Source organism: Coraliomargarita parva, from assembly GCF_027257905.1.
Taxonomy (GTDB): Bacteria; Verrucomicrobiota; Verrucomicrobiia; order Opitutales; family Coraliomargaritaceae; genus Coraliomargarita_A; species Coraliomargarita_A parva.
This window is the reverse complement of sequence record NZ_JAPZEI010000018.1, coordinates 22,342-35,556: the sequence shown is the minus strand read 5'-3', so window position 1 is coordinate 35,556 and position 13,215 is coordinate 22,342. Positions and strand designations below refer to the sequence as shown.

Genomic DNA, 13,215 nt, shown 5'->3' with positions numbered 1-13,215 from the left:
GTTCGAAAAAGGAAAGCCTTACAAATGGGCCATCACTGCGGCCATGCGAAAGCTACTCATTCACATACAGTCCCTGCTGAAAAATTATGAAAAACAACTTGTATAAAGACACAGTTGCTGCAAGCAGAGGAGGAGTTTGGTGTGTGGTTTGCTCCTGATGGCAACGCGTTTAGTAAGGGTGCCACACGAATCACTCCAGATGGAGGCTGCAAAATAAAAGCTCCTCCTCTTTTCAAGGGGAGGTGTCTGCGCTTGTCGCAGACGGAGGGGTCTGGGTACAGAAGGACTCATGTCCAAGGCCGCACTTTCCCGGAAATCGACGATGACACAAAAAAGCGCGCCGGACCGGAGTCCGACGCGCCTGAAAAGAATCTGAACTGAACTTAGGTCAGTTGCTTGATGATCTCAACGATCGGCAGGAAGAGCGCGATAACGATGAAACCGACCGCCAGAGCGAGGAACACAATCATCACGGGCTCGATGATCGAGGTGATCCCGGCCACCGCATTATCCACGTCTTCGTCGTAGTTGTCCGCGATACGGTTCAGCATCTCGTCGAGCTTACCGGTCTCCTCCCCCACGTCCACCATACTGGTCACCATATTGGGGAAGACGGTCTCACGCTCCATCGGAGCGGACACGGACTCACCGTCACGCACGGAATCATGCACGCGGGTAAGCGCATTCGCATAATAGACATTCCCAGTGATGTCCTTGGTAATATTGATGGATTGCAGGATGGGCACACCACTGGAAAGCAGGGTACCGAAGGTGCGTGTGATACGGGCGATGTTCACCTTACGCACCAGATCCCCCACCTTCGGCAGGTTGATCGAACACCAGTTAAAGATCTTCGAACCGAACGAGGTGTTAAGCAGGAACTTAAAGCCTACCACCACACAAACCGCCAAGATAAAAGAGATGATGATATTGTCGCGCAGGAAATTACTAATGGTGATGACCAACTGGGTCGGCGCGGGGAGAGCCGCACCTTCAAGCATATCATCGAAAATCGACTGGAACTTGGGCACCACGACAACCATGAGCAGGGCAACGATCGAAACCGCCACCGCGACCACGACAACCGGATAGACCATCGCCGACTTGACCTTCTTCTTGGTCTTTTGGGCTTTTTCCATGAAACCGGCCAAACGAGCCAGCACGACGTCAAGCACACCACCGGCCTCACCGGCCTTGATCATGTTGACATAAAGACGGTCAAACACCTTGGGGTGCTGGGACAAGCCGTCCGAAAAGGAATTACCGGACTTCACCTGGTCAGAGATTTGTTCGAGAATGCCCTTGAAGCGAAGATTGCGCTCTTGGCGCACCAGCACTTCAAGAGAGCGTAGCAGGGGCAGGCCAGCTTCAAGCAGCGTTGCCAACTGACGCGTAAAAGTGGTCAGTTCCTCCTGCTTCAGCACTTTACCGAACGAAAAACCGCCGCCCTTTTTGGCGCTGGAGGATTTCGTACGGGATGAGGTGCGCTTAACCTTGGCGGGGCCATCGCCACCGGCCGCAGCCACATTAGTTGCCATCAGGCCCATGGCGCTGATCTTGGCGTTTGCATCCTCCTGGCTTGCGGCATCGATCGTACCGGTCTTTTGCTTCCCGGACTGATCAATCGCAGTATATTTAAACTTAGGCATGGGGTGAATCTCCGATAATTAGGTGTATTTCAGAACTTCTTCAATGGTGGTATTTCCGTCGAAAATGGCACGCAGGCCATCGTCACGCAAGCTTCGCATGCCCTGCTCCAACGCTTTTTGCTTGATCGCAAGCGTCGGTGCACGGTGGTTGATCAGCTCGCGGATCGCATTGGTCACGACAACCATCTCAAAGAGGCCAATCCGTCCCTTGTAACCGGTCTTGCTGCACTCGTGGCAGCCTTCACCATAGTAGAAATCCTTGTCGGCGATCTCCAGAGGGTCCACATCGAGCAGATCGATCAGGTCCTGACCCGGCTCATAGGCGGTGCGGCAACTACGGCAGATCCGGCGAACCAGACGTTGGGCCAGAATCGCTTCTAGCGAAGCGGAAATAAGGAAGGGCTCCAGGCCCATATCGATCAGACGCGTGACCGCGCCCGGCGCGTCATTCGTATGCAGCGTGCTCAAAACCACGTGACCGGTCAGCGAAGCCTGCACCGCAATCTGAGCGGTTTCAAGGTCACGAATCTCCCCGACCATGATCTTGTCAGGGTCTTGACGGAGGAACGCCCGCAAGGCACGGGAAAAGTCCAGCCCAACCTGGTGGTTGACCGCCACCTGCATAATTCCGTCGATCTCATACTCAACGGGATCTTCCGCGGTCAGGATCTTGGTATCGACCGTATTAACCTCACGCAGCGCACTGTAAAGTGTCGTCGTCTTCCCCGAACCCGTGGGTCCGGTGACAATGAAAATACCGTTCGGACGATCCACCAGATCACGGATGGTCGTGAGAATATCATCCGGCATGGTGAGCGCATCGAGGTCGAGATTGACCACTGACTTGTCGAGCACACGAAGCACCACACTTTCGCCGAACTGGGTGGGCAGGGTCGACACACGAAGGTCCACCGGTCGACCGGCAATCGTCATTTTAATACGACCGTCCTGTGGTATCCGGCGCTCCGAGATGTTCATACTGGACAGCACCTTGATACGGGAAATGACCGGTACCGCAAGATTGCGCGGCGGAGGCGCCATTTCGTAGAGCGCACCGTCAATCCGGTAGCGGATACGGAACTGATCCTCAAAAGGTTCGAAGTGGATGTCCGAAGCCTTGTCGTTGATCGCCTGTTGCAGAACAAGGTTCACAAAACGAATGATCGGGGTCTGGTTGGCCAGATCGGTCAGGTCGGTTTCCGACATGTCCTCTTCCACCTGCGAGAAACTGTCCCCCAAGTCACCGAGAATGTCATCCACCGAAGAATCCTCTTCACCATAGGTACTGACGATCAGCGAATCCATGTAGTCCGGATCGCAGACGCTGATCATGATGTCCTTATTCAAGGTGAAGGTCAGGTCATCGATAATACTGGGATTGAAAGGGTCCTTCGCCAGCAGGGTGACCGAGGTATTGTCCACCTTGTAAGGCACCACCGCATACATTCGCGCCACGCTGGCACGCACCGTCGACGCGACTTCCTCCGGAATCGAGGTTGGCGGATCCCCGACATACTCATAGCCCAGGTAATCCGCCACAGCAGAGAGAATCGCTGTGCGCTCCACCACCGCGGAATCAATGGCGACATCCGCCAGCGACTTTCCCGTGTGCAGGTGGGTCTCGTTCATCTCGTCGAGCTGACTCTGGTCCAGCAATTCTGTGGATTTGAGGATCTCGTAGACGGTATCGTTATGGTCTTCGAACATTGGGGACTAACTTGTCTGTAGAAAGGTAAGAACTAGCGGGCGAACTTCGCACCGTTTTCAATAAGGTTTTTCCGCATGTCTGCGGCATTTTGGGACTTCGAAAGGGCCTCTTCGGGACTGATCAGGCCGCGATTGAACAGGCTCATCAGGTGCGCATCCAGACTGATCATGCCGTGGGTCGCCCCGGTCTGGATATCGGAAGCGATCCGGTAGGTCTTATTCTCACGAATGAGCTGCGCGATCGAGGTGGTCGTCACCATGATTTCAAAGGACGCCACACGCCCGCCGCCGATCTTCTTGCAAAGCACCTGGGAAATAACCGCAACAATTGAGGATGCCAACTGAGTCCGGATTTGGTCCTTCATGTGAGCCGGGAAGGCATCCACAATCCGGTCCACCGTACGGGCCGCACCGGTCGTGTGCAGAGTGGCAAAGACCAAGTGACCGGTCTCAGCCGCGCCCACCGCAGCTTCAATCGTCTCCAGGTCACGCATTTCCCCAACCAGAATGACATCCGGATCCTGCCGCAAGGCGCCACGGATGGCTTCGGAGAAACTGCCCACGTCGTTGCCCACCTCACGCTGGGTCACGATCGACTTCTTATGGTCATGGAAATATTCGATCGGGTCTTCAATCGTAATGATATGACCGTCCATGTGCTCGTTGATCCAGTTGATCATCGAAGCCAGCGTCGTCGATTTACCGGAGCCTGTCGGGCCCGTCACCAGGATAAGGCCGCGCGGACGGCTGATCAGCTCCTTGATCCGTTCCGGCAGACCAATATCGGCCAAAGTAAAGAGATCCTTGGGAATCTGGCGCAGGACCATGCCGTAGTTGCCCTTGGCTCGCAACACACTCACACGGAAACGAGCCAGGTCCAAATAGGCGAAACCGAAGTCAGCCCCCCCAGTGGTCTTCAAGCGCTCCTGATTGGTCGCCGAAGTGATGGCCTTCATCAAGTCCTCGGTATCCTGCGGGCTCAATTTTGGGCCATCGACCGGAGTCATTCCCCCATCGATCCGCAGTGTCGGCGGCTGATTAACTTGAATATGAAGATCGGACGCCCCCTGATCCACCATCAGTTCGAGCAGGTCGTTCATTTCATAACTCATATCAGTCCTTTGATTCAGGAAAACTTGGTTTAAACGGAATCGGCAACAGTCACGTGAAGCACTTCCTCGGCCGTGGTGACACCCGCCAACACTTTGCGAATACCATCCTCACGCATCGACCGCATCCCCATTTCACGGGCTTTTTCACGGATCGCCACAAGGCTGGCCTCTTCATAAATCATCTGCTGCAGCTCTTCGTTGATGTTAAACATCTCGAAGATACCCACACGTCCACGGAAACCGGCGTTACACTTCGGGCAGCCCTCGCCCTTCATGAAGGTCGCATCCGCCAACTGGTCGGGACGAATCCCCAAGGAGTTCAGCAAGCGTTCTTCCGGCATATCGGGCTTCTTGCAGTTCGGACAGATACGACGCACCAGACGCTGAGCCATGACCGCACGAACCGATGCCGACACAAGGAAGGGCTTGATCCCGATATCAATCAAACGGCTGACCGCACTGGGCGCATCATTCGTGTGGAGCGTACTAAAGACCATGTGACCGGTGAGCGAGGCATTCACCGCAATCTCGGCGGTCTCCTTGTCCCGAATTTCCCCCACCATGATAATATTGGGGGCCTGACGCAACATGGAGCGAAGCGCAGCAGAGAAGGTCATGCCGACTTCGCGGCGCACCTGCACCTGGTTGATACCGGTCATTTCATATTCCACCGGATCTTCCACCGTAATGATCTTGCGGTCCGGATGGTTGATATAATTCAGGGCGGAATACAAAGTCGTGGACTTACCCGAACCGGTCGGCCCGGTGACCAGGAAGATGCCGTCGGGCAGCGAAATAATACGCTCGAAAGTCGCTTGGTCGTCACTGAAGAAACCCAGTTCCGGCAAGCCAAGACGCAGGCCTTCCTTGTCCAGAATACGCATGACGATACTTTCGCCAAACGCGGTGGGCAGGGTCGAGACACGAAGGTCGATCACCTTGCTGCCGACCTTGATGTTGATCCGACCGTCCTGAGGCACGCGCTTTTCCGCGATGCTCACATTCGACATCAGCTTGATCCGGGAAACAATCGACGGCTGCAATCGCTTCGGCGGGTTCTCCACCTCATGCAGCACACCGTCCACCCGGTAACGGACCCGGAAACGCTTCTCCAGCGGTTCCATGTGAATATCCGAAGCACGGCGCTTGAGCGCTTCCGAGATCACCATGTGCACATAGCGAATGATCGGGGCTTCCTCTTCGCCGACACTGGACTCCTCGCCGGTGGGCAACTCGAAGCTCGGCGCCTTGCCGTCTTCGCTCTCGGAGCCATCCATGCCCGAGAAGATGTCGTTCATCTCGCGGGTCTGGCTCTTGTCGTAATTCTCGTTGATCGCGCGCTCGATCGCGTCCAGAGGTGCGATACGGGTCAGCACCGAACGCTTGATCACGTGACTGATACTGTCAATCGCGTCCATATCCAGCGGATCGCAAATCGCCAGTTCAACCTCGCTCTCGTGCGCTTCCAAGGGAAACACCTTATAGCGATTGGCCAAATCGTAAGGCACCACATGCAGCGCTTCGCTGGACACGCGCACCTGCTCAAGATCCACGAGATCCATATTGAACTCGTCGGCCAGGGCTTCGGCGATCTGCTGCTGTGTGACACGCTCTTCCTTGACGAGGTGCTCCAGAGCAAGCGTATCAGGCTCTGCCGAGTCTTCGGACGCAGTCGCTTCGCGCGCTTCCTCGACAGCAGCATCGTCAATTAAGCCTTTATCAATGAGAAGTTGTAGGACGAATTCGTCGGCTGAGGTCACAGATCGATGTTAACAGGGTTATATGAGATATGGTGAAAATAGACTAACGCGCCACACTCATCAAGAACTCCGCGTTTGTCTTGGTTTTCTTGATACGCTGAATGAGCATTTCCATGGCATCAGTGGACGGTAGGCCTTTCATAGCGCGGCGCAATGAATAAATTTTCTGCATTTCATCGGGATGATAGAGCAGTTCCTCCTTCCGGGTACCGCTCCGGTCCATGCTCAAGGCCGGGAAAATCCGCTTATCGGAGAGTCCACGGTCCAGATGCAGTTCCATATTGCCGGTCCCCTTGAACTCCTCGAAGATCACTTCATCCATCTTGCTGCCGGTTTCCACCAGCGCCGTGGCGATAATGGTCAGGCTGCCGCCATCCTCGATATTTCGGGCGGATCCGAAGAAACGCTTGGGTTTTTGCAGGGCATTGGCCTCCACACCACCGGACAGGATCTTGCCGCTATTCGGCATCATCGTGTTATAGGCGCGGGCCAGACGGGTGACCGAATCGAGCAGGATGACCACATCCTCTCCGACTTCCACCATTCGCCGGGCCTTTTCAATGACCATTTCAGCGGCATGCACGTGGCTCTCGGCAGACTCGTCGAAGGTCGAACTGATGACTTCCCCACGCACCTGACGACGAAAATCCGTCACTTCTTCCGGTCGCTCGTCGATCAAAAGGATGATCAGATGGGCATCGGGATAGTTCTTTTGGATGGAATTGGCCATTCCCTGCATGAGCACGGTCTTACCGGTACGCGGCGGAGCCACAATCAGCCCCCGCTGGCCAAAGCCGACCGGAGTCAGGCAGTCAACCACCCGCATCGAGAGGTTATCCCACTTGGAGTCCGAATCCGTCTCCATCAGGATACGGGAGGTCGGATAGTACGGCACACGCTCGGTGAAAGGTACGATTTCGCTCAGCGTCTCGGGGTCACGCCCCATGACAGAGTCAATCCGAACGACAAAGGGGCAGCTCTCATTTTCACGGTGGGCATGAATCTGGGCTCGCACGATGTGCCCGCGCTGCAGGCCATAGTGTTCGATCAGCGTTTGCGGCACATAGACAGACAGGGCCTTGATGCGGTAGCTGTCCCGCTGATAGACCAAAATGCCGCCCTCGTCGTCTTCCAGCAGGTCGAGCACGCCGGTAGTCATAATCGGGGCCTTGGCCTCAAAGGCCTGCCGAACAACCGCATTGATCAGCTGGTCGCGGTTCGGTGCATGCGGCGTCTCGAGGGAAAGTGTCTGCACCAGTTCGCGCAGTTCCGGTAAAGGCAGGTTGTACACATGGTCAAAGTCCAGCGGATCGCCGCCTCCGGAAATACCCTCGGCCAGCCCGCGAATCGCCTCAAAGTCCTCCAGCAACTCAAACTCAGGCAGCTCCCCCAGCTCGATCGCTGCCTCCTCTTCGCGCGAACGCCTCTTCTTATTCTGCCAGCGCTGCTGCTTATTCTTGTTTTTGTTCTTCTTGTTCTTGTTGAAGTGCTTGTTCCGGTTGTTCGGATTATTGTGGTTCCCATGCCCACCTGAACCACCCGGTCCATAGGACTTTTGTCCCTGGTTGCCGTCCTGCCTCGGGGCAGAATCCGTGCGCGGTTGAGGCACGTCCTCCTGCTTCGGCGCGGCAGCGGCCGGCTTCTCACGCGCCGGGGCAGGGGCAGATGGCTTTGCCCGCGACTCCACGACTGGGCTTTCATCATCGTCGTCCGGCGAGAAAGACATGCGCCCTTCCATCGGCAGGTCCAGCTCCAACTCGTCTTCGGACTTCTTCGCAACCTTCTTGGCAGCCTTCTTTTTCGCAGCCTTCTTTTTCGCGGCACGTTTCTTCGCAGCCTTTTTCTTTACGGGGCGCGAAGCACCCTCCGAAAGCTCTACTGGGGCGCCTTCACCCGGAAGGCCATCCATATTTTCTTCTTCAGAACTCATATATTGATCGGACAGGATATCTAATAGAGGGATGCGGATTGCGACAGATGCCGGTTCCGCTGCGCTCAGCCCCCCCGTAGGGTTTGAACGAGACAGACGGTTTGTTGTTTCAGGAATTCAAGACTTCCGGCATTCGACAGGACATAATCCGCACGGCTTATTTTCTGATCCAGTGGCATTTGCTGGCGACGGCGCCGCTCAATTTCATCGCTTGAGTAGCCACGGGCCCGCATGCGGGTCTCCACCAGTGAATCAGGACTGGCTACACAGACAGTCAAATCAAACAACGTTTCAAGCCTTTTTTCAAACAGCAGCGGAATCTCAACAAGCCACTCCGCACCCGGCTCCGCCTCGACAGCCCCGAGCCAGGACTCGCGCACAAGCGGGTGCAGCAGTTCCTCCAGCCATTTCAGCTCGGCAGTATCACGAAAAACCCGCTCCGCCACCGCCTTGCGATCAGCCCCGCCGTCCTTCAGCAGCACATCGCTCCCCCAACGGAACTCCAACGCAGCCAGAACCACGGGATCCGAGTTGAGCAGTTCGCGCACAACGGCATCCGACTCAATCGTTCGAAACCCTTCTCTTTCAAAGAGTTGAACAACTGTCGACTTACCGCAGCCAATCCCGCCGGTCAGCCCGACTTTCATTGGCAAGCCCCGGTTTGAAGCCCCCTTGCCCAGTATTGCATAGACAGATGTGGAAAACTGTTCACTCTACAAAAACTAACGAATAATAAATATGCTAGGCATCACACATTCAGCCGCCCTATTGGGGGTGGATGCGTATCCTGTTCAAGTCGAGGTGAATACAGGAGAAGCAGGGGAACTCAAATTTATTTTGGTCGGCCTTCCCGACACCGCGGTGAAGGAATCCCAAGACCGTGTTTTCTCAGCCATTTGCAACAGCGGGTACCGCATGCCCGGCACCCGAACCACCATCAACCTGGCCCCCGGCGACCTGCGCAAGGAAGGCCCGGCCTATGATCTCCCGATCGCAGTGGGGATCCTCGCCTCCATGAAACAGTGCGCCGACGAAACGCTCGGTAGCTATCTCATCGCGGGGGAACTCAGCCTTTCCGGCCGGACACGCCCGGTCAAAGGTGCCCTGGCCATGGCCCTCCTCGCCCGCAATTCTGGCAAACAAGGCATCATTGTCCCCGCAGAATCCGCCGATGAAGCCGCACTGGTTGACGGGATCGACGTTTACCCCGTCCGGAGCCTGGACGAGACCGTCCGCTTCCTGAACGGCGAGCGTAAAATCCCCCCCATCGCCTCGTCGGAAAGCCGGTTTTACCAACCGCCCCCTGACGACGAACGCCCCGACTTCGCCGACGTAAAGGGACAACTCGCCGTCCGCCGGGCCGTCGAGATTGCCGTCAGCGGCGGGCACAATCTCCTCATGATCGGCTCGCCTGGCTCCGGAAAATCAATGATTGCCAAACGCATCCCCGGCATCATGCCGGAGCCGGACCTCGACGAATTCCTCGAAATACTCAGCATCCAATCCGCGGCCGGAAGCACACTGAACAGCCGCAACCGCTATTTTCAGCGGCCATTCCGGGCGCCACACCATACCATCAGCGATGTCGGCTTGCTGGGAGGTGGCAGCATTCCCGGCCCCGGTGAAATATCCCTGGCCCACAATGGCGTGCTCTTTATGGATGAACTGCCCGAGTTTAAGCGCTCCGCACTCGAAGTCCTGCGCCAACCGCTGGAAGACGGGCAGGTGACAATCTCACGCAGTGCAGGTAAAGTCACCCTGCCCTGCTCGGTCATGCTGGTCTGTGCCATGAACCCCTGCCCCTGCGGCTACGCCGGCGATGCCTCGCGCGAATGTCGCTGCACCGTGCCCCAGATACAGCGCTACCGCTCCCGGATCAGCGGCCCCTTACTGGACCGAATCGACTTGCATGTGGAAGCACCCGCGCTGCGCATCGAGGAATTGCGCAGCGTCCAACCAGGCGAAGCCTCTGCCGACATCCGCGAGCGCTGTCAGGCCGCGCGGGCCCGCCAGCTGACACGATTCCAAAACGGCGTCTCCCCCGCCGCCCGCTGCAACGCCCGGATGGGACATGCCGACATACGCCGCCATTGCGTGATCGACAAGGACCAGGGCGACCTCCTCCAGCGGGCCATGGAACAGCTCGGGCTTTCGGCGCGGGCCTACGACCGTATCCTCAAAGTCGCCCGGACCATCGCGGATCTGGCCGACTCGGCCGAAATCGCCACCGCCCACTTGCTCGAAGCTATACAATACCGTAGTTTGGATAGGAATCTGTTTTACTAATCCCTTGTTTTTTATAGGTTTAATGACAGACTAGCTGGAAATTTGCTACATTTCGCAGTTAAACAACTTGCACTTCAACAATCAGCTCCTAGACAAACCAACTATACATGCAATGGAGAGATGGCAGAGTGGCCGAATGCGGTGGTCTTGAAAACCATTGAGCCGAAAGGTTCCGGGGGTTCGAATCCCTCTCTCTCCGCCACCCCCATCTGAGGTTTCCGCCACGCTCCCACTACCATTATGAAAACAGTAGCGATCATTGAAGACCAGACCGCCGTCCGGGAAATGCTCAGTCAAGCCATCCTGGATGAAAGCCGTTTTGAAGTTATCCTAGAGAGCGGCGACGGCCTAGTCGGTTGCAACCGCTGCCTGGAACTGAAGCCCGACTTCATCATCCTCGACGTCATGCTCCCCAACCTGAACGGGACCGAGCTGCTGCGCCGTTTCTCCAAAGAATTGCCCGACACTCGGGTGCTTATTTTCTCCGGTTACCAAACACCGGGCCTCGTCCGCGAACTGCTGCAGGCCGGTGCCCACGGCTTCGTGGAAAAATCCGCGCCTCTGACCGAGTTGCGAAAAGGGATCGAAATCGTCTCTAGCGGCGGCAGCTACTTCGGCCCCGAGGTCGCCCTGCTCCTTCGCGATGCCATGGCCGATCCCAAGTCCAGCGATTCGGGAATCAACATTCTGACCAAACGCGAACGTGAGATTCTTCAACTAATCGCCGAAAGCAACAGCACCCGTCAAATCGCGGACAAGCTCAATATCAGCGTGAAAACGGCGGAAAACCACCGCACCAACCTCATGCGCAAGCTGGACCTTCACGATGTGGCCAGCCTCACCCGCTACGCCATCAACAACGGACTGATCGTCATCGGGAACTAAGCCTCCCGGCCTCAAGCCTCCGCCTGAAGGACTGATTTCAGACGGTCCTCCAGGATTTCCAGCAGGAGCGGGTGCTCCGAAAGCAAAGGTGTTATCTCTGCCTGCGTATAGGCACCCCGCGCCACCAGTCCGCCCAGCATCCGCGCGATATCGCCCTCCGGGCCTGCGTGCCGGCCGGGCAGGAGAAAAAACAGGGCCGCCAACAAGCTTCCGCCGGCCGAGGGATCCACTTCGTACATTCGCTCCAACAGGGGCTCGTTGAACGCATATTCCGGCCCTTCACGCCGCTCCATCGAGGATGCCAGTACCGGCCGCCCCAACAGCGCCCCCATTTGGGCCGCAACTGAATTGCGCACCGTGGCGACCGCCTCAACCGGCGAACCATGGTCCACCAACACAATCGACTGGAAATTGCTTTCGCTGACCGAAGCCCGCACGTAATCCGCCAGCATGCGTGCCAGCCGCGGATCCGGTTGCTCCGGATCATCCCCAGCCAGCGGTAACGCGATCCGGCCCACGAATCCGGAATTATCCGCACGCGCCTCATCGATCAACTGAGGCAGGTATTCGGTAATCGCCCGACTCGGCCCGAGAAAAAGTGGCAAGAAAAATATCCGCCGAACCCCGCCGGCCAGCGACTCTCGCAGGGCGGTCTTCACGATCGGCGCAGGCACTCCGTCCAAATCCGACGGGTCAATCTTGTGCGCATGGAGCAAGCTGACCGCCCGCACCTTCAAACCAAGCCGGAAAGACAGGCGCGCAGCCAAGCTCCGGAGCCCGCGAACTGCCTCCGGTCGGAGCGAACCGTTGTCTACCAGATAGATTTCCGAAGCGTACGACATCTGTGTCAGTCCATTGAGAGCAAGTTTGTTACGGGAAACAAAGGAAAATGTTTGCGGGAAACAAATGTTGTGACCAGATTCCCCTAACTATGGTGAAGTCCCTCCGTATACTTTTGACGCTGGCACTCGCAGCGCTCCTCCTACCCGCTTGTACACGCAAGCAAGGCCCCACTCCGTCCGACAACCCGATGGGCAGTAGAAACGCTGGCTTGGGCGGCGATATTATTCCGTCAATGGATACAACCGGCTGGACCCCGGATCTGGAAGTCCGCGGAACCAGCAGCATGGGGGACGGCTACTACACCGACAGCACCGGCAAGCAGTGGCGGATGGTCGAAGGCCTTCTCCCCTCTGTCTACTTCGGCTTTGATTCCGCTTCCATAGCGGGCTCCGAACGCGGCAAATTGCAACAAGCCGCCGACCAGCTCATGCAGAACCCCGGCAACAAGATCCTAATCGAGGGACACTGTGACTGGTACGGCACAGCCGAATACAATCTGGCTCTCGGCGACCGTCGCGCACTCAGCGCCAGCGACTACCTCGTTACCCTGGGTGTCAGCCCCAGCCGCATCGAGACGCTTTCCAAGGGCAGCCTCGAAGCCACCAGCGGCCTGTCCAAGTCGGACTCTTCCCAAGACCGCCGAGCCGATCTCATCATCCTCGAGTAAGCGCACCCACAGGACTTTCCAAAATCCCGCTTCGCCAGAAGCGGGATTTTTTGTGGCCCCTTCGGAGGCAAACAACGGAGGCAGGGCGTCCCGCCCTGCGCCTCGGAGCTCTTAAGCACGCTACCCCTCCACCGCTTCGACAAGGCTCAGGGCAGGCCGCTTCGACAAGGCTCAGGGCAGGCCGCTTCGCGGTCCCCCTCCCCTGCGTGCAGCGGAGGAACTATGTGCAAGACAAATTGGGCAGGCCCCCTGCACCTGCCAAGGGCGCGATAGTGGGAGCAGCACATGTGCTTCATGGAGACCAGCACTGCAATAGCTCCTCCTACAAGATACCGCATTTGTACCCTTCACAACGGAGGCAGGGCGTCCCGCCCTG

10 protein-coding genes and 1 tRNA gene are annotated in these 13,215 nt (G+C 57.1%); 4 read left to right on the top strand and 7 right to left on the bottom strand.

The genetic code is table 11. From position 1 onward, the window contains the following. Positions 1 to 383: 383 nt before the first annotated feature. The 6 genes from O2597_RS18360 to coaE form a co-directional block, all read right to left on the bottom strand. Positions 384 to 1,649, bottom strand: coding sequence for a type II secretion system F family protein (locus tag O2597_RS18360; protein ID WP_269527205.1), 1,266 nt, complete (start codon positions 1,647 to 1,649; stop codon positions 384 to 386). An 18-nt stretch (positions 1,650 to 1,667) separates the two neighbouring features. Next, on the bottom strand, positions 1,668 to 3,356 hold the full coding sequence (locus O2597_RS18355; protein WP_269527203.1) for a GspE/PulE family protein: 1,689 nt from the start codon (positions 3,354 to 3,356) through the stop codon (positions 1,668 to 1,670). A gap of 32 nt (positions 3,357 to 3,388) precedes the next feature. Next, a complete protein-coding gene (locus O2597_RS18350; protein WP_269527201.1) occupies positions 3,389 to 4,468 on the bottom strand; it encodes a type IV pilus twitching motility protein PilT in 1,080 nt (359 codons plus the stop codon). A gap of 29 nt (positions 4,469 to 4,497) precedes the next feature. Next, entirely contained in the window at positions 4,498 to 6,228 is a 1,731-nt protein-coding gene (locus O2597_RS18345) for a GspE/PulE family protein (protein ID WP_269527199.1), read from the bottom strand. 43 nt (positions 6,229 to 6,271) lie between these two features. Further along, the gene (rho, locus tag O2597_RS18340) at positions 6,272 to 8,158 is read right to left on the bottom strand and encodes a transcription termination factor Rho (RefSeq protein ID WP_269527198.1); all 1,887 of its coding nucleotides are present in this window, start codon (positions 8,156 to 8,158) and stop codon (positions 6,272 to 6,274) included. 65 nt (positions 8,159 to 8,223) lie between these two features. After that, complete coding sequence (gene coaE, locus O2597_RS18335; RefSeq protein WP_269527196.1) at positions 8,224 to 8,805, bottom strand: dephospho-CoA kinase; 582 nt, start codon at positions 8,803 to 8,805, stop codon at positions 8,224 to 8,226. Positions 8,806 to 8,896: 91 nt separating this feature from the next. On the opposite strand from coaE, the gene O2597_RS18330 reads away from it, so the two are divergent. The 3 genes from O2597_RS18330 (at position 8,897) to O2597_RS18320 (ending at position 11,329) form a co-directional block, all read left to right on the top strand. Continuing rightward, positions 8,897 to 10,444, top strand: coding sequence for a YifB family Mg chelatase-like AAA ATPase (locus tag O2597_RS18330; protein WP_269527195.1), 1,548 nt, complete (start codon positions 8,897 to 8,899; stop codon positions 10,442 to 10,444). A gap of 114 nt (positions 10,445 to 10,558) precedes the next feature. Beyond that, positions 10,559 to 10,646: transfer RNA gene (locus O2597_RS18325), tRNA-Ser, on the top strand. Positions 10,647 to 10,684: 38 nt separating this feature from the next. Beyond that, positions 10,685 to 11,329, top strand: coding sequence for a response regulator (locus O2597_RS18320; protein WP_269527193.1), 645 nt, complete (start codon positions 10,685 to 10,687; stop codon positions 11,327 to 11,329). Positions 11,330 to 11,340: 11 nt separating this feature from the next. On the opposite strand, the gene O2597_RS18315 is transcribed toward O2597_RS18320, so the two are convergent. Continuing rightward, positions 11,341 to 12,171: a sirohydrochlorin chelatase gene (locus tag O2597_RS18315; protein WP_269527191.1), complete on the bottom strand. Its 831-nt coding sequence runs from the start codon at positions 12,169 to 12,171 to the stop codon at positions 11,341 to 11,343. Between the two features lie 89 nt (positions 12,172 to 12,260). Here O2597_RS18315 and O2597_RS18310 point away from each other — a divergent pair, with 89 nt between their 5' ends. Further along, the gene (locus O2597_RS18310) at positions 12,261 to 12,839 is read left to right on the top strand and encodes an OmpA family protein (RefSeq protein ID WP_269527189.1); all 579 of its coding nucleotides are present in this window, start codon (positions 12,261 to 12,263) and stop codon (positions 12,837 to 12,839) included. The last annotated feature ends 376 nt before the right edge of the window (positions 12,840 to 13,215 follow it).

Excerpts from the sequence above, each read along its gene's own strand:
- O2597_RS18330 (WP_269527195.1), top strand. The coding sequence starts at position 8,897 with ATGCTAGGCATCACACATTCAGCCGCCCTATTGGGGGTGGATGCGTAT.
- O2597_RS18350 (WP_269527201.1), bottom strand. The coding sequence starts at position 4,468 with ATGAGTTATGAAATGAACGACCTGCTCGAACTGATGGTGGATCAGGGG.
- O2597_RS18360 (WP_269527205.1), bottom strand. The coding sequence starts at position 1,649 with ATGCCTAAGTTTAAATATACTGCGATTGATCAGTCCGGGAAGCAAAAG.
- rho (WP_269527198.1), bottom strand. The coding sequence starts at position 8,158 with ATGAGTTCTGAAGAAGAAAATATGGATGGCCTTCCGGGTGAAGGCGCC.
- O2597_RS18355 (WP_269527203.1), bottom strand. The coding sequence starts at position 3,356 with ATGTTCGAAGACCATAACGATACCGTCTACGAGATCCTCAAATCCACA.
- O2597_RS18320 (WP_269527193.1), top strand. The coding sequence starts at position 10,685 with ATGAAAACAGTAGCGATCATTGAAGACCAGACCGCCGTCCGGGAAATG.
- coaE (WP_269527196.1), bottom strand. The coding sequence starts at position 8,805 with ATGAAAGTCGGGCTGACCGGCGGGATTGGCTGCGGTAAGTCGACAGTT.
- O2597_RS18315 (WP_269527191.1), bottom strand. The coding sequence starts at position 12,171 with ATGTCGTACGCTTCGGAAATCTATCTGGTAGACAACGGTTCGCTCCGA.
- O2597_RS18310 (WP_269527189.1), top strand. The coding sequence starts at position 12,261 with ATGGTGAAGTCCCTCCGTATACTTTTGACGCTGGCACTCGCAGCGCTC.